Source organism: Diaphorobacter caeni, from assembly GCF_015354245.1.
Classification (GTDB): Bacteria; Pseudomonadota; Gammaproteobacteria; order Burkholderiales; family Burkholderiaceae_C; genus Diaphorobacter_A; species Diaphorobacter_A caeni.
On record NZ_JADKYZ010000003.1, the window covers coordinates 596,113 to 620,451 of the forward strand.

At 64.5% G+C, this 24,339-nt stretch carries 21 protein-coding genes; 10 read left to right on the forward strand and 11 right to left on the reverse strand.

Features of this window, described 5'->3' with window-relative positions; all coding sequences use genetic code 11:
• Positions 1-55: 55 nt before the first annotated feature.
• The 6 genes from ISG32_RS10435 to ISG32_RS10460 all read right to left on the reverse strand — a co-directional run bounded on the left by ISG32_RS10435 (position 56) and on the right by ISG32_RS10460 (position 7,210).
• Complete coding sequence (locus tag ISG32_RS10435; protein ID WP_194770925.1) at positions 56-1,129, reverse strand: c-type cytochrome; 1,074 nt, start codon at positions 1,127-1,129, stop codon at positions 56-58.
• Between the two features lie 7 nt (positions 1,130-1,136).
• A complete protein-coding gene (gene soxC, locus ISG32_RS10440) occupies positions 1,137-2,501 on the reverse strand; it encodes a sulfite dehydrogenase (RefSeq protein ID WP_194770926.1) in 1,365 nt (454 codons plus the stop codon).
• A gap of 63 nt (positions 2,502-2,564) precedes the next feature.
• Positions 2,565-2,888, reverse strand: coding sequence for a c-type cytochrome (locus tag ISG32_RS10445; RefSeq protein WP_194770927.1), 324 nt, complete (start codon positions 2,886-2,888; stop codon positions 2,565-2,567).
• Between the two features lie 429 nt (positions 2,889-3,317).
• The gene (locus tag ISG32_RS10450) at positions 3,318-5,441 is read right to left on the reverse strand and encodes an IPTL-CTERM sorting domain-containing protein (RefSeq protein WP_194770928.1); all 2,124 of its coding nucleotides are present in this window, start codon (positions 5,439-5,441) and stop codon (positions 3,318-3,320) included.
• Between the two features lie 345 nt (positions 5,442-5,786).
• Positions 5,787-6,284 carry a thioredoxin domain-containing protein gene (locus ISG32_RS10455; RefSeq protein WP_194770929.1) on the reverse strand — a complete coding sequence of 166 codons (498 nt, stop codon included), beginning with the start codon at positions 6,282-6,284 and terminating at the stop codon, positions 5,787-5,789.
• Positions 6,281-7,210, reverse strand: coding sequence for an MBL fold metallo-hydrolase (locus tag ISG32_RS10460; protein ID WP_407645049.1), 930 nt, complete (start codon positions 7,208-7,210; stop codon positions 6,281-6,283). Before ISG32_RS10460 ends, ISG32_RS10455 begins: the two co-directional genes overlap by 4 nt.
• A 231-nt stretch (positions 7,211-7,441) precedes the next feature.
• Between ISG32_RS10460 and ISG32_RS10465 the strand changes: the two genes are divergently transcribed.
• A complete protein-coding gene (locus ISG32_RS10465) occupies positions 7,442-7,858 on the forward strand; it encodes a DsrE family protein (RefSeq protein ID WP_194770930.1) in 417 nt (138 codons plus the stop codon).
• Positions 7,859-8,031: 173 nt separating this feature from the next.
• Here ISG32_RS10465 and ISG32_RS10470 read toward each other — a convergent pair whose 3' ends face one another.
• The 4 genes from ISG32_RS10470 to ISG32_RS10485 form a co-directional block, all read right to left on the reverse strand.
• A complete protein-coding gene (locus tag ISG32_RS10470) occupies positions 8,032-8,337 on the reverse strand; it encodes an ArsR/SmtB family transcription factor (protein WP_194770931.1) in 306 nt (101 codons plus the stop codon).
• Between the two features lie 542 nt (positions 8,338-8,879).
• A complete protein-coding gene (locus ISG32_RS10475; protein WP_194770932.1) occupies positions 8,880-10,397 on the reverse strand; it encodes a tripartite tricarboxylate transporter permease in 1,518 nt (505 codons plus the stop codon).
• Positions 10,397-10,954: a tripartite tricarboxylate transporter TctB family protein gene (locus ISG32_RS10480; protein ID WP_194770933.1), complete on the reverse strand. Its 558-nt coding sequence runs from the start codon at positions 10,952-10,954 to the stop codon at positions 10,397-10,399. The genes ISG32_RS10475 and ISG32_RS10480 overlap by 1 nt, the downstream gene beginning before the upstream one ends.
• 193 nt (positions 10,955-11,147) lie before the next feature.
• Positions 11,148-12,107 (reverse strand): Bug family tripartite tricarboxylate transporter substrate binding protein, encoded by a 960-nt coding sequence (locus ISG32_RS10485; RefSeq protein ID WP_194770934.1) that lies wholly within the window; start codon positions 12,105-12,107, stop codon positions 11,148-11,150.
• A gap of 136 nt (positions 12,108-12,243) precedes the next feature.
• On the opposite strand from ISG32_RS10485, the gene ISG32_RS10490 reads away from it, so the two are divergent.
• From ISG32_RS10490 to ISG32_RS10500, 3 genes are all read left to right on the forward strand, one after another.
• Entirely contained in the window at positions 12,244-12,930 is a 687-nt protein-coding gene (locus ISG32_RS10490; protein WP_194770935.1) for a response regulator transcription factor, read from the forward strand.
• Positions 12,931-13,022: 92 nt separating this feature from the next.
• Positions 13,023-14,411 (forward strand): sensor histidine kinase, encoded by a 1,389-nt coding sequence (locus ISG32_RS10495; RefSeq protein WP_228529706.1) that lies wholly within the window; start codon positions 13,023-13,025, stop codon positions 14,409-14,411.
• A gap of 59 nt (positions 14,412-14,470) precedes the next feature.
• Positions 14,471-14,899, forward strand: a complete 429-nt coding sequence (locus tag ISG32_RS10500; RefSeq protein WP_228529707.1) for an RNA-binding S4 domain-containing protein — start codon at positions 14,471-14,473, stop codon at positions 14,897-14,899.
• Positions 14,900-15,584: 685 nt separating this feature from the next.
• Here the strand turns inward: ISG32_RS10500 and ISG32_RS10505 are convergent.
• A complete protein-coding gene (locus ISG32_RS10505) occupies positions 15,585-16,472 on the reverse strand; it encodes a LysR family transcriptional regulator (RefSeq protein ID WP_194770936.1) in 888 nt (295 codons plus the stop codon).
• Between the two features lie 93 nt (positions 16,473-16,565).
• On the opposite strand from ISG32_RS10505, the gene ISG32_RS10510 reads away from it, so the two are divergent.
• From ISG32_RS10510 to ISG32_RS10535, 6 genes are all read left to right on the forward strand, one after another.
• Entirely contained in the window at positions 16,566-18,125 is a 1,560-nt protein-coding gene (locus ISG32_RS10510) for an MFS transporter (protein ID WP_194770937.1), read from the forward strand.
• An 82-nt stretch (positions 18,126-18,207) separates the two neighbouring features.
• A complete protein-coding gene (locus ISG32_RS10515; RefSeq protein ID WP_194770938.1) occupies positions 18,208-18,681 on the forward strand; it encodes a CopD family protein in 474 nt (157 codons plus the stop codon).
• Between the two features lie 265 nt (positions 18,682-18,946).
• Positions 18,947-19,516: a MarR family winged helix-turn-helix transcriptional regulator gene (locus ISG32_RS10520; protein WP_194770939.1), complete on the forward strand. Its 570-nt coding sequence runs from the start codon at positions 18,947-18,949 to the stop codon at positions 19,514-19,516.
• A gap of 65 nt (positions 19,517-19,581) precedes the next feature.
• Positions 19,582-21,042 (forward strand): efflux transporter outer membrane subunit, encoded by a 1,461-nt coding sequence (locus ISG32_RS10525; RefSeq protein ID WP_194770940.1) that lies wholly within the window; start codon positions 19,582-19,584, stop codon positions 21,040-21,042.
• A 99-nt stretch (positions 21,043-21,141) separates the two neighbouring features.
• Positions 21,142-22,449: an HlyD family secretion protein gene (locus ISG32_RS10530; protein WP_194770941.1), complete on the forward strand. Its 1,308-nt coding sequence runs from the start codon at positions 21,142-21,144 to the stop codon at positions 22,447-22,449.
• A gap of 36 nt (positions 22,450-22,485) precedes the next feature.
• Positions 22,486-24,120 carry a DHA2 family efflux MFS transporter permease subunit gene (locus ISG32_RS10535; protein WP_407645045.1) on the forward strand — a complete coding sequence of 545 codons (1,635 nt, stop codon included), beginning with the start codon at positions 22,486-22,488 and terminating at the stop codon, positions 24,118-24,120.
• The last annotated feature ends 219 nt before the right edge of the window (positions 24,121-24,339 follow it).

Below are 24,339 nucleotides of genomic sequence, written 5' to 3' on the forward strand. Positions count from 1 at the left end.
TCGTCTGTTGAATCGTTGTGTCTTCAATGTTTGAAAAACCGGTGCGCGCAAGCCATCACTTGGCAGCGCCCGCAAGCCACTGTGCAATGGACCTGGCCTCATCATCACTCAAACCGGGCTGCGGGGGCATTGGGACATTGCCCCACACGCCCGAGCCACCGTTCTTGACCTTGCCTGCCAGATAGTCCACCTGCCCCGCATATTTCTTCGCGATCTCGTTGAAGCCGGGGCCGACGATCTTCTGCTCCATGCCGTGGCACGCGATGCAGGCGTTCTTCTCGAGCAGCGCGGTCGGCGCCGCTCCAGCGGCCGACTTGGCCGGGGTCTTGTCAGCAGGCGCTGCGGCAGGCTTGGTGTCCGTCTGCAGGCCGTGCTGCGCGCCCACCGTCCGGTTCTGATCGGCCAGATTGCCGTGGTTGTTGCTCGCGTGGTCGGGCAGCCTGGAGCGCACCTGCGGCTCGGGGCCGCAGTTGCTCATGCAGGCCACGGCCTTGGTGTCGGGCGCCGGGGGCTTGGCACCCTTGGTGAACTCGTTGCCCGGCCACATCGCGTGCGCGGTGGTCATGCCGTTGCGGTTGGGCATTTTCGCCTGCACCTCGGCGATGTTCCTGTCGCTGAACGTGAAGTCCTGCGGCACGATGTCGGCCAGATTCAGCATGTACGCGGTCACCGCGTAGACCTCGTCGTGCGACAGCGACTTGGGCGCGTTCCACGGCATCGCACGGTGGACATAGTCCCACACGGTCGAGATCGTCGGCACCTTCATGAAGGTGGTGCGGCCGGGGAAGGATGCGTCCTTCAGGCGCGCGACGTTGCCGGTCTTGATGTCATCCTTGGTCGTGCCGCCGATCAGCGGCGAGAACACCTCGTTGGATTCGCCGAACACCCCATGGCAGGACGCGCACTTGGCCTCCCACACATCCTGGCCCTTTTCCACCGAGCCGGAGCCCTTGGGCAGGCCCTTGAAATCGGGGCGCACGTCGATGTCCCACGCCTGCACTTCCTTGGGCGTGGCCTCGCGGCCGATGCCTGTGTATTTGTCGGCGGGCTTCCCGGCGGCGCCCTGCGCAAACGCACCCGCAGCGCACAGACCCGACAGCAGCACGGCGGCGGCCTTCAGCGTTGTCATCCCGGAATTACGCGAGCTGGACATTGACCACCTCCCCGTCCTCACGCAGTGCCCAGGACTGAATCGAGTTGTTGTGATAGATCGAGCGCGTGCCGCGCACGGCGCGCAATTGGTTGTTGGTGGGCTGCACGTAGCCGGTCTCGTCCATCGCGCGGCTCTGGATGATGGCGGGCTTGCCGTCCCATACCCAGTCGATGTTGAAGCGCGTGAGGCATTTCGTCAGCACCGGCCCTTCAAGCCGCGCGGTACGCCAGTTGCGGCCACCGTCCACGCTCACGTCCACGCGCTTGACCTTGCCGCGCCCCGACCAAGCCAGCCCCGATATGTTGTAGAAGCCCTTGTCGAGCAGCATCTGCCCGCCCGAGGGCGTGGTCACCACGCTCTTGCATTCCTGAATGCTGGTGTACTGACGGTGCTGGCCGTCCGGCATCAGGTCGATGTAGTGCACCGCCTCGTCCTTGGTGGCATAGGGCATGTCCCCCACCTCGATGCGGCGCAGGTACTTCACCCAGCTCACCCCCTGCACGCCCGGCACCACGAGGCGCAGCGGATAGCCCTGCTCGGGCCGCAGCATCTCGCCGTTCTGGCCGTAGGCGACGATCACTTCGCCGGAGGTGATGAGCTCCATCGGAATCGTGCGCGTCATCGACGAGCCGTCCGCACCTTCCGCAAGAACGAACTTGCCCTTCTTGAGGTCCGCGCCCGCCATCTCCAGCAGCGTGATCAGCGGCACGCCCGTGAACTCGCTGCACGAGATCATGCCGTGCGTGTACTGCACCGTGGGCACGGCCACGTTGCCCCATTCCATGCCGGTGTTGGCGCCGCATTCAATGAAGTGAAAGCGCGACACGCTCGGCAGACGCATGATCTCGTCCATGGTGAAGACCATGTTCTTCTTGACCATGCCGTTGACCATCAGACGGTGTTTGGACGGGTCGATGTCCCACCAGCCCTGGTGGTGGCGCTCAAAGTGCAGACCGCTTGGCGTCACGATGCCGAACAGCGACTGCAGCGGCGCGAACGACACCGACGCTTGGCGCGTCTGCGTCAGGCCCGGACTCTGGCGACGCTGCACGTTGGATTCGTACTTGGAAGGCTTGCCATAGCCATCGGTGACCACCGGCTGGCCCAGTCCCTTGGTGTGGGCCGGCATCTCCAGAATATTGGGATCGCCATCCCCCACGCTGGACGCCTTCTGCCCGCCCTGTGCCAGCGCCGACGTCCCGGCAGCACCAGCCGCCGCCGCCGCGAATGCGCTGCGGATGAAACTGCGGCGACCCGCCTTGGCCTCGGCGAACACCGTTGCCACGCCATCGCCCTGCACAAAATTCTCCGGAGCCTTGCGCAACCGACCTGTCATCTGGTTTTGCATGTATTGTCCTCAGGTCTTCGTCATTGAGCCATTCAATAGAGATGTCGAAACAGGCGTCGCGGCCTACTTGGCGCCACCCAGAATCCAGCCCGCCAGCGTGCTCGCATCCGCGTCACTCAATGCCGCCTGCGCAGGCATCGGCACCGGCCCCCACTTGCCCGAACCGCCCGCCTTGATGCTCTTGGCCAAAGCGGCCTGCGCATCCGCCTGTCCCGCGTACTTCTTCGCGACTTCCGGATAGGCCGGACCCACGAGCTTCTTGTCCACCGAGTGGCAGGCCATGCAGGCATTCTTCTGGGCCAGTGCCAGGTTGGCGAATGCCGGCGCTGCCGACAGACCAGCTGCGGCACACATCACTGCCATGGCGAGAACTCGGATCTGCTTCATCGTCTTGTCCTTTATCTACATATAAGCATGTATTTATGTAAAAGATTATCGACTTCGACCTAGATCAATTTCTCCGGGGTTTCCCCTCGTTGTTCAAAAATAGAATAGCGAATCACCGAGGACGATCGATGCACGTTCAGGCGACCGCTCGATGGAGTCGCTCAACACCTGGATGCGCCGTGAACGGACCAGTCCGGCTGGAATCAGTCCTGGCTTACGCCCCCAATCCAAGTTGCCCAGTTGCCAGTCGCAAACAACAACGGGGGCGCCATGCCCCCGTGTGTTGAAGAATCGCCTGCCCGCCATCTCGGCAGGCAGTTTCGCTCGGTCACGTGACCGACGTTGTCCGCAAGAGTCCGTTCTCAGCAAAGACCGGTGAGAACATGGCTCTTGCTCTGGTGAGCCAGATCGAGGTGAATCGACCTGACGTCAAGCCACCCGCGTACGGCGCAGACGCAACACGCCAGCACCTGTCAGCAGCACGGACAGAAGCATCAGGGCCCACTCACCCAAGGTGGGCACAGGAGCTGGCGCCGCGCTTTCCACCTTCACCGTCGTCACGGCTGAGTTGTTTTGCGAATTGACTTCGGACGTGGTCGTTCCGATGGTGGTTGTCAACGTCACCGGGGTTGCCGTTTTGGGCGTAAAGCTTGTGGTGCAAATCATGCTTTCGCCCACTGGCAGGCTCGCTTGTGGCGACGACGGCGTGCAGCTCGTGGTTGCATCCGGCACACCGGTCACGGTGCACGTGGCATTGAGAGCGACATTGGGTCCCAGGTTTTTGCACGCTGTGATGATCGACGTCGGCGTACCCACCGTGGTGGTCGTATCGGTCGGTGCGCTCGCTTGCATGTCGGCGGCTGGCGTCACAGCCGTCACCGTAGCGGGTTGCCGGTTGTTGAGAGGGTCCGGGTCTGTAGACGTGGAGCCAGCGGTTGTCGTCAGGCTCACCGAGCCAGCCTGACTCATCGTGAAACTGGTGACGCACGAGATCTTCTCGCCCGGATTCAGGTTTGTGGTGCCAGAAAGAGGTGTGCACACTGTCTTGGCACCTGACGGCAGACCCGTTCTATCAACCTCGCAGGTCGCAGCGATGGCGACGTCCGGGCCGCCGTTCACGCATGTCGTGGTGATGCTTCCGGGCACGCCGATGGCGAAGTTCTCGGGCGGCGTGGGACTGGCGATCATGTCTGCCACAGGCGTCACCTCCAACTCGGCCGTACCGGGTGGAGAGATGAATCCAGTGACCACCTCTCCGGCGCCGGGTGCCGCAGGAGCGGGTTGGTTCAGAAACTTCAGCCCCCCTGCGGGAACCACCGTACCGGCGATCAGCTTGACGGGAACGGTGACGGTGCACGAAGCAACGCCTGCACCAATCGTTCCGTCTTCCACCTTGAGCGTATCGGCGGTCGTGCTCATGGTGGCGGCAGCGCAGTTTGTGGCGGGTGCGCCGGCAAATTCGAGACCTGCAGGCAGACGATCGCTGAAATTCCAACCTGCCTTGACGTACAAGTCCTGGGTATTGGTGATCGTGAATGTCATCACCGTCGCCGTCTTCGAATCGACGGATTTCGGCGCAAACTCCTTGTCGAGTCGCGGTGTCATGTCCAGAATCAGCAAATTGTCGAAGGCTGCGTCATTGCCATAGCCTCCCGATTTTTCATTGACCAATTGCATCGCAACGGTTGTTCCCGCCACCTTCACCGGCAGGTCCCCATCGAGTTGAGCCACGCGAATTCTGGCCTTGTTTGTGCCGATGGTTGAACCAGGACGATCTTCATCCGTGTAAGTGGAAGCCCCACACGGGCTCTTGGAAGTCGAGTTCAGCTTGACGACATTGGAGCCGTTCAGATCCAGCGATGACTTGGAAGGATCGAGCACCTGATAGAAGCTGATCTGTGGATCCACGCTATTGGCGTTGTTACCGACATCCTGCTTGCAATTGGTCGCCCCCATGGCCACGGAGAAGGTCAGGAATCGGCCTCCAGGAGGCAATGACACAGGGGCCGCCAACTTCAGTTGAACAAGCGCTGGGGTGGTCGCGTTGGGGGGGTTGTAGGGCATCTCGGTATAGGCTGCAATCACGTGATTGGAGGTCGTTTGACCCGAGATTTTCCCCAGGGCGTTGGCCAGCGCGCGAAGGTAGCTCCAATTGTCCGCGCCTTTCGCCGCTGTACCACAATACGTGTTAGCGCCTGCGACATAAGGCGGCGGCAACGTTCCGCTTGGAAAGCTCTCCCTATAGCCGACCCACATGCCATTGCAGAAATTGGCATTGAGCCAAAAAGGCACGCCAAGAGGGCCCGGCGTGTCAATGGCTCGACCTTCCGCGGTGTAACGAACAGGGTTTCCCTGAAAGTCTTTCGCAACACTCACGTAGTCGGCGAGCGACAGAGCATGATCTGGAGTCACGCTTTGTCCGGCCACGTTTTCAAAATCTTCCTGGAACACCGTAACCGCTGGCAGTGGTGTGCCGGGGGAAGCACTCAGTGCGAGATTACATTGCGCCAGCAAAAAAACGACTGGAACGAATTTGAAATGCGAATACTCCATCGACTCAGACCCTCCTATAGTAAGTCGAATTATATGTTGTGCCCTATTTCAAAATGGGGGTCTACAAGCCCCCAAAAACGTGGGATTGCACCTTGCATGAATCGAAATTTACGAAGGTTCAAGATTGGCGGTCCCTGAATACGTGTTGACGATCTCCACACGGCCTTGCAGGCGCGGCCTCGGGCGGTCTGATGACCGCAACGTCCGCGTCGAAATGAGGCAAGCGGGCCATTGCGCTGCCGACAGTACCGTTGGCCGGAGGTCAAAACCCCTCCGTGCATGCCCCTCGTGCATGCTCCGTGTGCAATCCCCGCACGCCGGGCCCAAGCTGGCCAGCCTTCGTCGTCAGCCGCGCACGGCGGCTCGCGCTTGGGTAACGCGCTCATCCAGATAGGAGGCGTAAAAGTCCGACGTCGATCCGCCGACCAGACGGGGAGCCAATTCCGCTCCGCCCCGCCCCAGAAACAGCACGGTGGGCGCCACTTCAACTCCCAGCTGCTTGACCAGTGCGCCATGCGTGGTGGCGCTGCCCTGCAGGTCGATCACCGGATCGCGCGACAGAAAGTGAATCTGCGTCACCGCCCGCCCCGCTTTCAGCTCCGACACCAGATAGTTCTCGCGCGCCACCTTGCAGAACGGGCAGCCGCGCAGCGTCGCCAGCACAATCAGCGGCTCACCGCGAGCCAGCGCCTGCGCCAGACTGGCGCGCAGATCGTTCGTCGTGGGCAGCAGGCGCTCGGAAGCGTCCTGCGCCGCAGCTGGCGACGACCGGGCACCCAGCCACGTCGCACCGGCCAGGGCCACCACTGCACGCACCGCCGCCCGCCGATCCGCACGCGTCATGGCTTTTCCTGCTCCATCAGCAGATAGGTGTTGTAGGCGTTCATGCGGTTGGCCTCCTTGAACAGCGGATAGCCCTCGAATCGCGACCAGTCCGTCGCCTTGTAGGCGTCGTCAAAGGGATCGAGATTCTCCGCCGCCTTGGCCATCGAAGCGCGCAAGAATTCGAGATAGTCGCGCGTCAGTTGCATGTCCTTCCTGGGCTCATCCGACGCAGGGCCGTGGCCCGGCACCATCGCCTTGACGGGCAGCTTCAGCAGCGCATCCAGCGCCGTGATCCAGTGGCGGCTGTCAGCCTGACCCACATACGGAATGCGGTTGCGGAACACCACGTCGCCGATGAACAGCACGCTGCTTTGGGGCAGAAACACGGCGGTGTCCTCCGGCGTGTGCGCCGGGCCCATGTGCTGCAGCACGAACTCGGTTCCGCCCACCTTCAGCGTCTGAGCATCCTTGTCCACCCACTCGTCGGCCGTGACCATCCGCGTCGAGGCGTTGATCCACGGCGCGAGTTCCGTGCGCGATGCTTCGAGCCGCAGGCGCGCGGTGTCGGAGTTGATGTATTCCTTGGCCAGCCCATTCGCGATGATCTTCGCGCCCAGCGCCTTGAACACCTGCAGTCCGTAGATGTGGTCCGCGTGGTAATGCGTGAGGATCACCGTGCTGATCGGCTTGGGAGTGATCGCCTTGATCTTCTTCACCAGCTCCTCGGCCAGCGCGGGCGAGCCGAGCGCATCGATCACCACGACGCTGTCGTCAGTCACCACGAAGCCCGCGTTCGAGATGAAGTTCTGATTGGAAGGCGAGCCCAGCGCGGAGACGCCCTGAACGTAGTAGACATTCGGCGCGACGCTCTTGACCTCCATCGGCATGGTAGCCACGGTGGCCGCGGGCGTGGCGGGCGCGGCACCCGACTGCGCCAGCTGCATGGCCGCACCATGATCGCCATGCGCAAAAGCCGAAATCTGCAGGCTTGTCAACATGACGGCGCCTGCCAACCAACGCGAATTCTGAACCAACATGCGCTGTATCTCCTGCATTTATTTGACCGCCGTCATCCATCGGCGTAAAAACTCTTGCCAGTGCTAATATAAGCCACCAGCGATATTTTGGGGCTGGACATACAACCAAAGCAACCCATGCATAAAAAGGAGCCCAATATGTTCAAGCGTGTCTTTCTCGCGTTTTTCCTGACCCTGATGGCCGGCCTGTCGTTCGCGCAGGACGTCAAGGCGGTCTATCACGTCAACACCGGCGTCGAAACCGCCGCCGCAATCCTCAACAACATCAACAACCATCTGAACGCGGCACCCAAGGACAAGATCGTCGTGGTGACACACGGCCCCGGCATCGACTTTCTGCTCAGCGACGCCAAGGACGCCAAAGGCCGCGAATTCAGCGGCCAGGTCAGCGCGCTGGCCTCCAAGGGCGTGGAGTTCCGCGTCTGCAACAACACCCTGCAGTCGCGCAGCATCGACCCAGCCAAGCTGTTGATGGAAACCTCCATCGTCCCCTCGGGCGTCGCCGAAGTCGCACGCCTGCAGGCCAAGGAAGGCTACGTCTACCTCAAGCCCTGAGCGACGCTCGCTCGGTCCTCTACTTTCTTCTCACTCTTCCCAACGCAAAAAGGGCAGCCGATCGGCTGCCCTTTTTGCATGTGGAAAGCGCCATGTCCAAAGACGCCGGCACCGCATGAGGAGAAGAAACAATGAAAGCTCCTGCGCGCCCCCTCACCAACGAACGCGACGCCTCAGTCGTCCATCGCCATCTGCAGACACACGCTGCGGCACATCTGCACGACTTTCTCGTTGGTGATGTAGTAATAGATGCTCACCCCCTCGCGGCGACGCCCGAGGATGCCCGCCTGATAGAGCGTGTTCAGATGCTGGGACATGTTGGGCTGCGTGGTGTCGATGGACGCAAGCAGCTCCGACACATTCTTCTCCCCGTTGCACAGCGCGCTGATGATGCGCAGCCGCATGGGCGCGGCCATGGCGCGAAACAGCTCGGCGGCGTTTTCGTAAACACTGTCGTCATCGATCACTTCGGTGTCCATGGAAGGCTCCTGCATTGGGTTGGGCAACAGCTGATGGTCAGTGGAATACTTGCCGAAATCAGCGACGTATTGATTGCGGCGCGACAGCGGCCAGCTCTTGCGTATAGACATGGAGGAAAGTGTAGGCTCACTGATTCACCCCGCACTGAACCGGAAACTGCCGCATCTGTTGTGCGTCAATGCCCTCGGATTAAAGCGCAAACACACGTTTGCGCGCAACAACATCCCGTCTGATCAATTTGTGATCATATTGGCAACCTTGTATTTTTAATGATGTTTTTGAAACCATTTACATAGAAACTGCAAGAAACAAGGAGCCCTGCTCTCCCTTTGAAGCAGGATCCTCCAGCAACGTCAATCAAAGTCCATCCAGAGACGGATCGACAGAACCCCCGCCAGCCCGATGATTGCCGCCGCGATCACGAAAAATGCGGGCGACTGTTTGTTTGTCGTCATCGGCACCCGCTTTATCGCCACCCTATCAGCATGAAAAAAGCGACTGCAGATGACACTGCAGTCGCTTATTTGGAGCCGTCAAACGATCAGACCGCTTCGGTCATCTCGGGTCCCTTGCGCTTGCCCATGAAGCGCATGAAGCGCGGGATGAACAGCACCATCAGCACGATGATGATCAGCGTCAGCGACATGGGGCGCTGCAGGAAAATCAACCAGCTGCCTTCGCCGATGGCGACGGCGTTGCGCATCTGCGCTTCTGCGAGCGGGCCGAGGATCATGCCGACGACGACAGGCGCGGTCGGGAAGTCGTAGCGGCGCATCAGCACACCCAGCAAGCCGATGAAGTACAGCAGAAACAGGTCGAACGTGCTCTGGCGCATGCCGTAGGCACCCACTGTCGCGAAGATCAGGATGCCGGCGTAGAGCTGCGGACGCGGGATCTTGAGCAGCTTGACCCACATGCCGACCATCGGCAGATTCAGCACCAGCAGCATGATGTTGCCGATGTAGAGCGACGCGATCAGCGCCCAGACCAGCGTGGCCGAGGTCGTGAACAGTTGCGGGCCGGGGTTGATGCCGTAGTTCTGGAACGCGCCCAGCAGCACTGCGGTGGTGTTGCTGGTCGGAATGCCGAGCGTGAGCAGCGGGATCAGCGCGGCGGTCACGGTGGCGTTGTTCGCGGCTTCGGGGCCGGCCACGCCTTCAATCGCGCCGGTGGTGCCGAACTCCGCCTTGTTCTCGCCCTTGGCCAGCTTCTTTTCGGTGGCGTACGAGAGGAACGTGGGGATCTCGGTGCCGCCCGCAGGAATGCAGCCAAACGGCGTGCCGATCACGGTGCCGCGAATCCAGGCTGGGATGGAACGCTTCCAGTCGCGCTTGGTCATGTGGACGCGGTTGAGCTTGTTCTGCGACTCGTCGACCTTGCCTTCGTAGAGCGCGTTGTAGAGCACTTCGGCCACGGCGAAGAGACCCACGGCGACGAGCACGATGTCCACGCCGTCCAGCAGTTCCATCTGACCGGCGGTATAGCGCGCCGCGCCCGAGAGCTGGTCCATGCCGATGCAGCCGAGCGCGAGGCCGAGGAACAGCGCCGTCATGCCGCGCAGGCTGCTCTGGCCGAGCACCGCGCTCACGGTGGTGAACGCCAGCACCATCAGCATGAAGTACTCAGGCGGGCCGAGCTTCACGGCGAAGTCGGCGACGGTGGGCGCAAACAGCGTGACCACCACGGTCGCGACCGTGCCGGCGACGAACGAACCGATGGCCGAGGTGGCCAGCGCCGCCCCCGCTCGTCCGCTCTTGGCCATCTTGTTGCCCTCCATCGCCGTCACCATGCTGGCGGTTTCGCCGGGAGTGTTCAGCAGAATGGAAGTGGTCGAGCCGCCGTACATCGCACCGTAGTAGATGCCGGCGAAGAAGATCATGGAAGCCGTCACGTCCACCTTGGCGGTGATCGGCAGCAGCATGGCGACGGCCACGGCGGGGCCGATGCCCGGCAGCACACCGACGGCGGTTCCCAGAGCGCAACCCACCAGCGCCCAGAGCAGATTGGCGGGCGTGATCGCGGTGGCGAAGCCCTGCATCAATGCGTTGAAAATATCCATCACAGCCACCCTGTATCCGTCAGACCCGGCAAGCTGATCGCCAGAAATTGTGTGAATGCCCAGAACACGGGCGCCGAGATCGCGAGGCCGGTGACGACGTCGATTGCCAGGTTGCGCGGCGCAAGCAGACCGGTCTGGCCTTCCGCGCGGCGCAGACCCTGCACGGCAAGCGCGTAGCACATCGTGCAGCCGAAGATGAAGCCGATGTGCGTGATGAGCGCGGCGTTCAGCAGCAGCCCGGCCGACACCCATGCGAACGGAATCAGCTTGGCGTGCTTGGAGCCACCCGGATCAGACGCTTGGCGGTAGCCGCCGGTGACGGCCTCCCAGATCAGCAGCGCACCGCACAGCGCGAGCACGGCGGCGCACACCCAGGGCAGGAAGTTGGGGCCGACACCACCATAACCGGATTCGCCCGGAATGCTGATGGCACCGAAGGCCATGACGCCCGCGACGGCCAGCACGCCGACGCCGACGGCCGCCTGCCATTTGGGCGAGGGGATGGACAACTCGTCGAGCGGACTGGCCGCTGACGCTTGGGATACGGCATCTGTCATGATGTTTTTGCCCTTGCTATGTGTGAATGTTGAGCAATGAATCCGACCTCACACGCGCAACGCTCGTGATCAGGGAACAGTCACCCTGCGCCCGCTGCCTGCAGGGGCGATTTACATATGATTTGAATAAGAAATCAAGGGCGCGCGCAACATGGCGCCCTTGATGTACCGGTCAGGCTTGAGGCCGCAGGTCTTAGACCATGCCGGACTTGACCATCGTGGCGCGCAGGCTTGCGAATTCCTGGTCCACGAAGTTGCCGAAGGCGTCGCCGGCCAGCCATGCGGGCGTCCAGCCGTTCTTCTCCATCGCCTCGGCCCAGGCCTTGCTCTTGACGGCCTTTTCCACGGACGCGACGAGCGCCTTGCGCTGATCGGGCGTGATGCCGGGCGCACCGTAGACGCCGCGCCAGTTGCCGATCTCGACGTTGATGCCCTGCTCCTTGAGCGTGGGGATGTCCAGACCCGCAAGGCGCTGGGCGGAGGTCACGCCGATGGGCTTCATCTTGCCGGCGGTGATGTACTCGGCGAACTCGCTGTAGCCGCTGCCGCCCACGGTCACGTTGCCACCCAGAATGGCGGCGGTCGCCTCACCACCCCCACGGAAAGCCACGTAGTTGATCTTGGCTGGGTCGACGCCGACTTCGCGCGCGATCATCGCGGCCGCGATGTGCTCGGTGGAGCCGCGCGAGCCGCCGCCCCACTTCACGCTGCCGGGATCCTTCTTGAGCTGGGCGACGACGTCGGCCATGGTCTTGAAGGGCGAGTTCGATGGCAGCACGAACACGTTGTATTCACTGGTCAGGCGAGCGATCGGGGTCGCCTGGTTCAGGTTGACCGGAGGCTTGCCCGTGATGATGCCGCCCAGCATGACGGCGCCCATCACCATCAGCGCGTTCGGGTCGCCCTTGGAGCCGTTGACGAACTGGGCCAGACCGATGGCACCGGCCGCGCCGCCCTTGTTGTCATAGGTGACGGAGGAAGCCACACCCGCGTCCTGCAGCGCCTTGCCGAGCGCGCGGCCAGTGGTGTCCCAACCGCCGCCGGGATTGGCGGGAAGCATCATCTTCACGGCGACCGCTGCACGAGCGGAAAGCGGCAGGCTGCCGATCGCAGCCAAGGCTGCCATGGATTTCAGAAAGGTGTCGCGACGCATGTGTCTCACTCCTGTTATTGGGAAAATGCACGAGCATCATGCTAAATCAAACTGTCAAACCGCTGTCCGCCGCCTCAGGGATAACACGGATACTCACCGAGACGAGCGGCACAATCAAGCTGCTAAGGTGCCGCCCATGCAATTGCTTTTGGTAGAAGACGACGCGACGATGCGCACCACGCTGCAGCGCTCGCTGGCGCGGCGCGGGTTTCAGGTGACCGCGCTTGGCGACGGCTCGTCCGCGCTCGCGGAAATGATCGCCCGCCCACACGACGCCGTGATTCTGGATCTCACGCTCCCCGGCCTCGATGGCCTGCAGGTGCTGCAGCAGGCGCGCTCGCGCGGACTGCGCACGCCCGTGCTGGTGCTGACCGCGCGCGGCACCGTCGGTGACCGGGTGCGCGGCTTGAACGCCGGGGCGGATGACTACCTGCCAAAACCCTTTGACCTCGACGAACTGGAAGCCCGCCTGCGCGCCCTCGTGCGCCGCGCCGCCGACCAGCAGGAGGGCCAGCCCGCCGCGCCCTCGCAGATCACGCTCGGCGCGCTGCGCTACGACAAGGACACGGGCATCTTCTATCTCAAGGACGAGCCCATGGAAGTCACGCCGCGCGAGCAAGCGCTGCTGCGCGCGCTCCTGCCCCACCCCGGCCGTGCGCTCAGCAAGGAGCGGCTCTACGAAGCGGTCTTCCCCGGCCAGCCCGATGTCCAGTACGAGGCCATCGAGGTCGTCGTCTACCGCCTGCGCAAGAAGCTGGCCGACACCGGCGTGTCGCTGATGACGCTGCGCGGCCTCGGTTATCTGCTCAAGGTCGACCAGTGAGGCGCAGGAGCGCAGCCGCGAAGGCAGCGATCCCGGAGAGCGCAGGCAGCGGAAAAAAGCGGCCTTGGCGCTCCTGGTCGCTCAGACGCCAGTTGCTGGTCGGCATCCTCGTGCCGACGCTGCTGGTGATCTGCTTCAACACCTGGAGCCTGCACCGCAAGGCGCTGGTCGCGCTCAACACGGCCTATGACCGCACCCTGCTGGCCTCGGCCAAGAGCATCAGCGAAGAGCTCGACGTGACCGGCTACGACGAGCTCGCCGAACTGCGCGCCATCGTGCCCTACTCCGCGCAGGAAGCCTTCGAGACCGACAACCAGAGCCGCCTGTTCTATCGCGTATCCAACCTGCAGGGCGAGTTGATTTCGGGCTTTGCCGAGCTGCCGGTGTGGAGAGGCAGCATTCCCGCGCGGCCGCCCTACGCCGCGCTGGTGGATTTCTACGACGATCATTTTCGCGGCGCGCCGGTGCGGGTCGCCGTGCTGCTGCAGCCGGTCTCCAGCTCCGAGGGCCGGGGCATGGCCATGATCCAGGTCGCGGAAACGCTGGAGCTGCGCGAGGCCGCCGCGCTGCAGATCCTCTGGGACACCATGGCCCGCCAGCTCATGCTGATCGTCGTGATCGCGCTCATCGTGGTGCTGGTCGTGCAGCGCGCCACGCGCCCCGTGCGCCAGCTCAGCCAGACCATCCAGACCCGCCGCGAGGACGACCTCTCGCCCATCGACGGCGCCTCCGCCCCGCGCGAGCTGCAACCGCTGATCGACGCCACCAACGATGTGATGCAGCGGCTGTCGCACCTGCTCGAACACCAGCAGCGCTTCGTGCGCGACGCCTCGCACCAGCTGCGTACACCGCTGGCCGTGCTCAAGACCCAGGTGCAGTCGGCGCTGCGCGACGACCTGCCGCACCGTCAGGCGCTCGAAGAGATCGGCGGCACCATCGAGCGCGCCACCCAGCTCGCCAACCAGATGCTCGCGCTCGCCAAAGTCGAGCAGCTGCGCCAGCAAAGCCAACCGGCCGTCGTGCGCTGGGACGACGTGCTGCGCGACGTGGCGCTGGACATCTCGCCGCTCATCGCGCAAAGCGATCTCGACTTCGGCATCCAGACCGCCCCCGCGCCCATACTCGCGCACGAATGGATGCTGCGCGAACTCTGCCGCAACCTGCTGCACAACGCCATCCGCCACACGCCCGAACACGGCGCGTTGAATGTCACGCTGCAGGTCAGCGGCAACGAGGCGGTTCTCACCATCGCGGACAGCGGCCCCGGCATCGACGCCGAACTCGCGAGCCGCCTGTTCCAGCCCTTCTCCGCAGGCGACGTGCGCGCGGGCTCGGGCCTCGGTCTGGCGATCTGCCAGCAGATCGTGCTGGCCGTCGGCGGCAGCGTCGCGCTGCGCAACCGGGTGGATGGCGCAGGACAGATCCTCGGCCTCGACGCCGTGGTGACGCTGCCGCACGCCGCTCCCGAATCCGCGCGCTGATCAGGAAAATCTCCTTCACAGCCAGACGCCACCGGCACGGACGCGGCACAATTCACACGATGAACCAAACACTTGAATCGATGCGCCTGGACAAATGGCTCTGGTGCGCCCGTTTCTACAAAACCCGCAGCGTCGCCGTCGAGGAAATCGGCAAGGGCCGCGTCACGGTCAACAACCAGAACGCCAAGGCCGCGCGTGAGTTGCGCGTGGGGGATACGGTCGCGCTGCGGCAGGGCGTGGTCGAGCGCACCGTGGTCGTGCAGGCGCTCAGCAACATGCGGGGCCCCGCTCCCGTCGCGCAGCAGCTCTACAAGGAAACCGAGGCCAGCGCCAAAGCGCGGGCCGAGGCGGCTGAGCGGCGGCGTCTGGCGCCGGAGCCTGCGTCGTCGTTGGTCGAGGGGCGGCCTACGAAGCGGGATCGTAGGCAGATCGATCATGTGCGGCATGAGTGGGATGATCGATGGAGTGCGTCCATCGACGACGAGTGATCGCGGGTTGCGCTCCCTCACTCTCCTTTGCTGTTTCCTCTGCTCTGCTCTGCTCTCCTATCCTCTCCTCTCGGTTGCGGGGGCTGCTTTTTGGCTCCTGCTGGGGGGTGAGGTTCGAGGCCGGGAGTTCCGCCCGGCGGCGGAGTAACTTTTTGGTCTTGCCCAAAAAGTCACCAAAAATGCGTTTTCAATACCCGCGGCAGAACTCGCTTTGCGCTGCGCGCGCCGCTCGGGCAACCGCCGCGAGCTAGATGTTTCTTCGGAGGTGTGTTCGGCACTTTGCTTCGTTCGTGCCGGGCATCTCGCGACTTCGCGAGATGCTGGGGTGCCAGTGTTGCGCGATTGCTCGCAACAACTCGGTCGCTTCGCTTGAAAAGAGCAGTGGGCATTTGCAGCCAAACCCAACTTTGCAAGCACCCCGGCACGAGCGAAGCAAAGTGCTGCAACCACCTCTTCAAAACTGACTTCCGGCGGTTGCCCGAGCGGCGCGCGCAGCGCAAAGCGAGTTCCGCCGGAGGTATTGAAAGCGCGTTTTTGATTACTTTTTGCGCGCAAGCAAAAAGTGATTGCCCCGCCGGGGGCAGTCCCGGCCTCCGCCCCAAAACCACCAAGCTGACGCCAGCAAGACATCACCCCTCCCGCGCAACGCGAAGATCACCCACGCAACGCAGTACCCTTCAGAGCCTCAAGCCTCATTGAGCAGCTGAGTCAACCGCTGCTGCATCCAGCGCACCGTCTCGTTCAGGCTCGTGCCCTGCAGCCAGAGCATGCGCACCACCAGCGGCGGCATCGCCATTTCCTCGCAGTGCAGTTCCGCGAGGTGGTGAACCGGCCGCACATAGTGCGCGACGTTTTCAGGAAGGATTGCCCAGCCTACGCCTGCGGCCACCATGTCGGCGATCATGTAGGAGCTGTCAAAGCGCCAGACTTGCGGGCTGATGATGCTTTCGTCCGTGCCGTCGATCTGGGCCACGATCTGGCGGTGGGCCGCGAGGGCCTTGCAGCTCACGGTGTTGCCGGCGGCGGCGAGCGGATGGGTTTGCGCGACGTAGATTTTCTGGGGCACGGTGGAAACGAAATGCTGTGCGCAGTCCGGCAATGGAGCCCCGCGGTCGATCTGGAAGGCGATCTGTGCGCGCTGCTGCTTCACGTAGTTGGCCACCTCGTTCGACGAGCCGCACAAGGTGCTCAGTTCGATGCCCGCGCAGTGCTCCGCCATGTCGGAGAACAACTGCGCCACCGGCACGCAGGGCAGCGCTTCGTCGATGGCCACGGCCAGTTTGGCGGGCTGCCCGCGCGCCAGCACCTGTGCGCGGATGTCGAGCGCCTGGGCCTGCGCGAGCAGTTCGCGGGCCTCGGCGAGCATGATTTCGCCAGCGGGCGTGATCTGCAGGTTGCGGTTGACGCGCTCGAACAGCTCGAGCCCGAGGTCGGCCTCCAGCAAGCCGATCGACATGCTCACCGCTGACTGCGCACGCCCCAGCGAACGGGCCGCAGAAGTCATGCCACCACAATCCGCCACGGCTACAAAGTGGCGCAGTCGGTCGAGAGTCCATTCGAAATCGGGTTTCATGAATCAATTTTATTGATTGAACCAAACTTTTTCAAATAATTTTTCTGATTGAAAATTCGAACTTCACAGATCACCCACGTTTTCAGGTCTTTCATGCCAACGCGCTCCGACGCCACGTGCGTCCCCGCCCCCATCCCCACCTCCTGCCAGCCCGCGCGTGATGCGAAGCGCTGGCTGATTCTGGCCATCGTCTCGGTCGCGCTGCTGCTGATCGTGATCGACGTGACCGTGCTCTACACCGCGCTGCCCCGGCTCACACACGATCTGGCCGCAAGCGCTTCCGACAAGCTCTGGATCATGAACGCCTACGCGCTGGCGGTCTCCGGCCTGCTGCTGGGCATGGGCACGCTGGGGGATCGTCTGGGACACAAGCGGCTGTTCATGGCCGGTTTGGCGGTGTTCGGGCTCGCGTCGCTTGCGGCCGCGTTTTCGCCGACCGCTGGTCTCCTGATCACCGCGCGCGCGTTTCTCGGTGCAGGCGCGGCGATGATGATGCCGGCCACGCTCTCGCTGATCCGCCTGACCTTCGTCGACGAGCGGGAACGCGCCTTCGCCATTGGTGTCTGGGCGTCCGTCGCCTCGGGCGGCATGGCCTTCGGGCCGGTGGTGGGCGGTGCGCTGATGGAGCATTTCTGGTGGGGCTCGGTGTTCCTGATCAACGTGCCCATCGTGCTGATCGCGCTGCCGCTGGCCTGGCGCTGCATCCCGCGTGGCGCGGCGACCTCGGATCGGCCATGGGATCCGGTGGCGTCGCTCCAGGCGCTGGTCGGGCTGGTCGCGCTCACCTACGCGATCAAGGAGACCGGCAAGCAGTCACCCGACTGGCAGGCCGCCGCCATCGCACTGGTGACCGGCATGGTGTTCGCCTTCGGCTTCTTCCGTCGCCAGATCAGGAGCGCCGACCCGCTGCTCGACCTCTCGCTGTTCCGCAACCGCGCCTTCAGCGCCGCCGTGGCCGGAGCCATGGTGACCGCCGCCGCGCTGATCGGCATCGAGCTGATGTTCAGCCAGCGCTTGCAACTCGTGCTCGGCCTTTCGCCGCTCGAAACCGGCTGGGCGATTCTGCCCCTGCCGCTGGCCGCCTTCGTGGCCGGGCCGCTGGCCGGAAGCTGGCTGCCGCGGGTGGGCAACCGGCGCATGCTCGCGGGCGGACTGGTGCTCGCGAGCGCCGGCATGGCGCTGTTCGCATGCACCTACCACCTGCCGTCGCCGCTGTGGCGGATCGGCGCGATGGTGCTCATGGGTCTGGGCATGGGCGCGGCCATCACCACGGCTTCGAGCACCATCATGATGAGCGCGCCCGAAGACCGCGCGGGCATGGCCGCCTCGGTGGAGGAAGTCTCCTACGAGCTCGGCGGCGCGCTCGGCATCACGCTCTCGGGCGGGCTGCTCTCGGCCGTCTACACGCGCTCGATGCCCACGCTCGCGGAGCTGCAAGGCAGCGGCACGGTCACCCTGCCATCGACCGTGCGCGACAGTCTCGACGAGGCGCTGATGACCGCCGAGCAACTGGGCGGCGAGGCCGTGCACCGGCTGATCGGCGCCGCGCAGATGGCTTTCGGCAACGCGTTCGACGTGGTGATCCTCACCAATGCGGCCCTGCTCTTCGTGGTCGGTGCCGTGGCTTTCATGGGTTTGAAATCCCGCGATTGAAGGCGGTGCATGGAGCGTGGAATAGAAGCCTTGGCCTAAACTGGCCGGACACCATATACCGACGCCCCACAGGCTGATCTCCATGCTCTTCATCGCCCTCAAGCTCATCCATCTCTTTTCCATCGTCATCTGGGTCGGAGGCATGTTCTTCGCGCATTTCTTTCTGCGCCCAGCCGTGCAGGCGCTTGAAGCGCCGGTCCGCGTCAAGCTGATGCGTGACGTGCTGGGCCGGTTCTTCCAAGTGGTGCTGATTCTCGTGCTGCTGGTGCTGGTCTCGGGCTTCGGGATGATCGGCGAGATGCACCGCATGGCCGCAGGTGCGGGCGCCAAGTTCAACATGCCGCTGTCGTGGATCGTGATGAGCGTGCTCGGCCTGATCATGGTCGCCGTGTTCGGGCACATCCGTTTTGCGCTCTACAAGCGACTGAACACCGCCGTCGAGGCCGGAAACTGGGCGGCCGGCGGCGCGGCGCTGGGCAGCATCCGCAAGTGGGTGGCGTTCAACCTGGCGCTGGGCCTGGTGATCATCGCCGCGATCCGTTTTCCGCTGAGCTGATCGCTTCGCCTGCACGGCACCGGGCCCGAGCGCGGCCCGGTCGCCTGAACCACACCGGCCACGCCGGTCACATCGGTCACCCCAATCACGCGCTCCAGCCCCCGCGCTCCCGGACGACCCCGCCCGTCCGCCCTCCTCCGGCCACGACGCAGCCCCGCTGCCGAGCCAAAAACCCTCACCCTATCAGTGTCTGGCAGCCACAAAAGCTCCGTGCAATAATTGCGGCCGATATATTTGACATGACAACTATTGCACAGACAAGCGCATGACAAACAGTGACAGTCCAGTGGTGGCCCCCGACGACGAGCGGACCTTCTACTACAAACCCAACAAATACACGCCCACCGAAAGCGCCGGTTTTTTGATGCGCCGGGTGTTGAGCTCCATCCTCCAGCAGGCGGATGCGCAGCTCGAGGTGCATGGGCTGACCTATGTGCAATGGCTGCCGCTGTACAAGCTGCTCCTGTGCGCCGATACCACCAACGCGCAACTGGCCAAGGATCTGGGCATGGACCCCGCTTCCGTGACCCGCGCGCTGGATCGCATCGAGGCCAAGGGCCTGCTGCGTCGCGAGCGTTCGACGGCGGACCGCCGCGTCGTGCATCTGGTGCTGACCGACGAGGGCCGACGGATCGCGGCTGACGTGCCGCAGGTGCTGTCGCGGGTGCTCAACTGCCATCTCGCGGGATTCAGCCACGAGGAATGCAGGACCCTGGTCGCGATGCTGCAGCGCATGATCGTCAACGGCGATGCCATGCGCAGTTCACCTTCGGACGACACCATCCTCAAACCGGACGCCGACTGCCTCGTCCCGTCGGCAATGAACCCACGCTGAGTCAGCGCCGAACCGGATTCGGCTCCCAGATTTTTCCGACAGATATTCCAACACACAACAAGATCATGTCACTCACTCGTTTCAGCGCGATGGACGCGCTTCGCCTTCCAGCCGCCGCCACGGCGCTGTTTGCCGCACTCGTGCTTGCAGGCTGCGCCTCGCAGGGGCCCGACCATCCGGCCTACCAGCAGGTGCAGGCGCAGGACCTCGGTCTTTCCGGGCAGCGCGAGACCATCGTCCCCGAACAATGGTGGAAGCAGCTCGGCGACGCGCAGCTCGATGCGCTGATCGTCACTGCGCTCGAAGGCAGCCCCAGCGTCGCGGCGAGCCACGCGCGCTTCGACAAGGCCGCCGCCATGGCGCAGGCCAGCAGCACGGCCACCGACATCCACGGCAGCGTCTCCGCCAGCGGCACGCGCCAGCATTACTCAGAAAACGGCCTCGTCCCCGCGCCGATCGCGGGCCACACCTACAACACCGGCGACATCCAGGCCGGGCTGTCTTGGAAGCCCGATTTCTTCGGCCGCTACGCCGCCGAGCTGGAAGCCGCGCTCGGCCAGGCCCGTGCCGCCAAGGCCGACAGCGCCGCTGCCGCCAACCAGATCGCCGAGAAGGTCGCGCGCAGCTACGTGACGCTCGCCCGCCAGCTCGCGCAGCGCGAGGTCGCCGAGCGCACGCTCGCGCAGCGCAAGTCATTGCTCGACCTGAGCCAGCAACGCACGCGCCAGGGCCTCGACAGCCAGGTCGAACTCACGCAGGCCGAGGCCGCCCTGCCCGATGCCGACACGCAGATCGAAATGCTCAGCGAGCAGATCACCCTCACCCGCCGCACGATCGCCGTGCTGTGCGCGCAGGCACCCGATGCGCAGAACGGCCTCAGCCCCAGACTCGATCAGCTCAAAGTCGAGCAGGTGCCCAGCACCATCGGCACCGACCTGCTGGGCCGCCGCCCCGACGTGGTCGCCGCGCGCTGGCGCGTGGAGGCCGCAACGCAGGGCATCACCAGCGCGCGCGCCGATTTCTATCCCGACATCAGCATCACCGCCTTCATCGGGCTGAACGCCATCGGCTTTGACAAGCTCTTCAACGCCAGCTCGCGCCAGATGGGCGTGACTCCGGCCCTGCGCCTGCCGATCTTCGAGGGCGAGCGTCTGCGCGCCCAGTTGCGCGGCAAGCAGGCCGATCTGGACACCGCCATCGCGCAGTACAACGGCACGGTGTTCGACGCGGTCAAGCCGGCCGGTGACGCGATGGCGTCGGTGCAGTCGCTCGAGCGCCAGCAGAAGCTGCAGCGCGAGTCGCTCAGCAAGGCCGAACGCGCCTATGACTTCGCTGTGCAGCGCTACAAGGCGGGGCTCGCCAACCAGATCGTGGTGCTGAACACCGAGGGTCAGGTGATCAACCAGCGCCGTCTGGCGGTGGACCTGCGCGCCCGCGAACTCGATACCCGCATCGCGCTGATGGCGGCGCTGGGCGGCGGCTGGCAGGACGACACGGCCAGCGTGCAGGTCAGCAAGGGACAGTAAGCAAGCAGGCCACCACTCCTTTTCACCACCCCGGGCCGCGAACGACGACGGCTCCAGGCAGCAAAACCAATTTCAACGAACAACAGAGCGCCGAACATCATGACCGACAACACCAAGCCAGCCACCCCGACCGCCAACCCGCAGGGCCGCAAGAAAGGCCTGACCGCGGTGGCCGCCGCCGTCGTTGTGGCCGCCATCGCATGGGGCGGCTACCACTGGATGGTCTCGAGCAACTTCCAGACCACGGACAACGCCTATGTGGGCGGCAACGTGGTGCAGATCACGCCGCAGGTCGGCGGCACGGTGACGAGCATCGGGGCCGACGACACGGATTTCGTCAAGCCCGGCCTGCTGCTGGTGCAGCTCGACACGGCCGATGCGTTGGTCGCGCTGTCGCAGGCCGAATCACAGCTCGCGCAGATCGTGCGCCAGACCCGCACGCTCTACGCCAACAACGCGCCGCTGATGGCACAGGTCGCGGCCAAGCAGGCCGATCTCTCTCGCCTCAAGGCCGAAGCCTCGCGCACCGCCGATGACGTGGCGCGCCGCCGCCCGCTCACGCTCACCGGCGCGGTCGGTCAGGAAGAGTTCCATCATGCGCAGTCGCAGGCCAAGTCCGCGCAGGACGCCGTCGTCGCGGCGCAGGCAGCGGTCAGCGCCGCGCGCGCGCAGCTCGATGCCGCCGAGGCCAGGACCAAGGGCAGCGATTCAAGCGACTACCCCGCCGTTCTGGCCGCCTCCGCCAAGGTCCGCGAGGCCTATCTGGCGCTGGAGCGCACGCGCCTCATCTCGCCGGTGCAGGGCTTCGTCGCCAAGCGCGGCGTGCAGCTCGGCCAGCGCGTGGCCGCCGGTTCGCCGCTGATGACCGTGGTCGATCTGAACAACCTCTGGGTCGATGCCAACTTCAAGGAAAGCCAGCTGGCCGACCTGCGCATCGGCCAGAAGACCGAGCTGGTCGCCGACGTCTACGGTGACAAGGTGACCTACCACGGCACCATCGTCGGCCTCGGCGCGGGGACGGGCGCGGCCTTCTCGCTGCTGCCCGCACAGAACGCCACCGGCAACTGGATCAAGGTGGTGCAGCGCGTGCCCGTGCGCATCAGCCTCGCGCCCGAAGACCTCAAGGCCCATCCGCTGCGCGTCGGCCTGTCGATGGAGGTCAAAGTGAACGTGAGCGACAAGAGCGGCGCCATGCTCGCCGCCGATACCCGCAAGGCGCCCGTGGCGCAGACCGCGCTCTACGGCAACGCCATGCCCGAGGCGGAGGCCCGCATCGCGCAGATCATCGCAGGCAAAAGCGTCGCGCCTCTGACCGGCCTGCCCGCGCTCTCGAGCGATGCGGCGCCCGCCGCCAGCGAGCGGCTCGCGCAGGCCAGCACGCCCGCCCACCACGCAGTCACCAAGTAATCGGGCCACCCAGCAATCGCGAATCGAGTCCGTTCCATGACTGCCACCACCAACTCCGGCGCACTGCCTGACGACGACGGCGCAAGCCGCGCCGTCGCTGCACCCGCGCCACCACCGCAGGCCATGCCTGCACCGCCCAAGCCCCTGCACGGCGCCACGCTGGTCATGGGCACGCTGGCGCTGTCGCTCGCCACGTTCATGAACGTGCTCGACTCGTCCATCGCCAACGTCGCCATCCCCGCGATCTCGGGCGACGTGGGCGTGAGCCCGAGCCAGGGCACCTGGGTGATCACCAGCTTCGGCGTGGCCAACGCCATCTCCGTGCCGCTCACGGGCTGGCTCACGCGGCGCTTCGGCGCGGTGCGCCTGTTCACCATGAGCGTGCTGCTGTTCGTGCTCACCTCCTGGCTGTGCGGATTCGCTTCGTCGCTGGAGCTGCTGATCCTGTTCCGCGTGCTGCAGGGCCTCGTCGCGGGGCCGATGATCCCGCTGTCGCAGACCCTGCTGCTGTCGAGCTACCCGGCCTCCAAGGCGGGCGTCGCGCTGTCGCTGTGGGGCATGACCACGCTGGTCGCGCCCGTGGTCGGGCCGCTGCTTGGCGGCTGGATCACCGACAACATCTCCTGGCCGTGGATCTTCTACATCAACGTGCCGGTCGGCCTGCTCTCGGCCTTCCTCACGTGGAGCATCTACCGCAAGCGCGAGACGCCCACGCAGAAGCTGCCCATCGACTCGATCGGCCTCGCGCTGCTGGTGCTCTGGGTCGGCGCGCTGCAGCTCATGCTCGACAAAGGCAAGGAACTCGACTGGTTCGCGTCCACCGAGATCATCATCATGGCCGTGGTCGCGGTGATCAGCTTCGTCGTCTTCATCATCTGGGAGCTGACCGACGCGCATCCCGTGGTCGACCTGCGCCTGTTCAAGCGCCGCAATTTCGCGGCCGGCTCCATCGCGCTGTCAATCGCCTATGGCGTGTTCTTCGGCAACGTGGTGCTGCTGCCGCTGTGGCTGCAGCAGTGGCTCGGCTACACCTCCACGTCGGCGGGCATGGCGCTCGCGCCGGTGGGCATCTTCGCGATCATTCTCACCCCGCTCGTGGGCCGCAAGGTCGCCGTGTGGGACCCGCGCATGATGGCGACGGGCGCGTTCATCATCTTCGCGCTGGTGCTGTGGATGCGCTCGCATTTCAACACCGACACCGACTTCAACCACATCCTGATCCCGACGCTGATCCAGGGCGGCGCGATGGCGTTCTTCTTCATCCCGCTGACCACCATCACGCTGGCCGGACTCACGCCCGACCGCATCCCGGCCGCCGCCGGTCTGAGCAACTTCGTGCGGATCACCGCGGGCGCCATGGGCACGTCGATCGCGACCACCTTGTGGGACAACCGCGCCGCCATGCACCACGCGCACCTGACCGAGGGACTCGTTCAGGGACAGGGCATCTTCGGCGTCACGCTGCAGGGCCTCAAGTCCGCCGGGCTGTCGCAGGAGCAGGCGCTCGCGCAGATCAACCGGCTGATCGACCAGCAGGCCTACACCCGCGCGGCGGATGACATCTTCCTCGCGTCCTCGTTCCTGTTCCTCTCGCTGATCGCGCTGATCTGGCTGACCAAGCGGCCCGCGCCGCATGGCGGCGGCGCAGCGGAGGCGTCGGGCGCGCATTGAACGAACCCGGCATGCTCCGCCTCAGAACGGCCAGTGCGCACCTCCCGCGCGCTGGCCGTTTTTCTTTGTCGAGCAGCGCCAGACGCTCCATGCCACTGATGCTGCAACGGTCCAGCCACATTGGTACATTGTCGATGCTCATGCAGGTGCTCCGGGCGGCCAGACAATCGCATTGACCAGATGCGCGAAGCGGCCCTGCGCCCTCGGCGGCCCCACCAG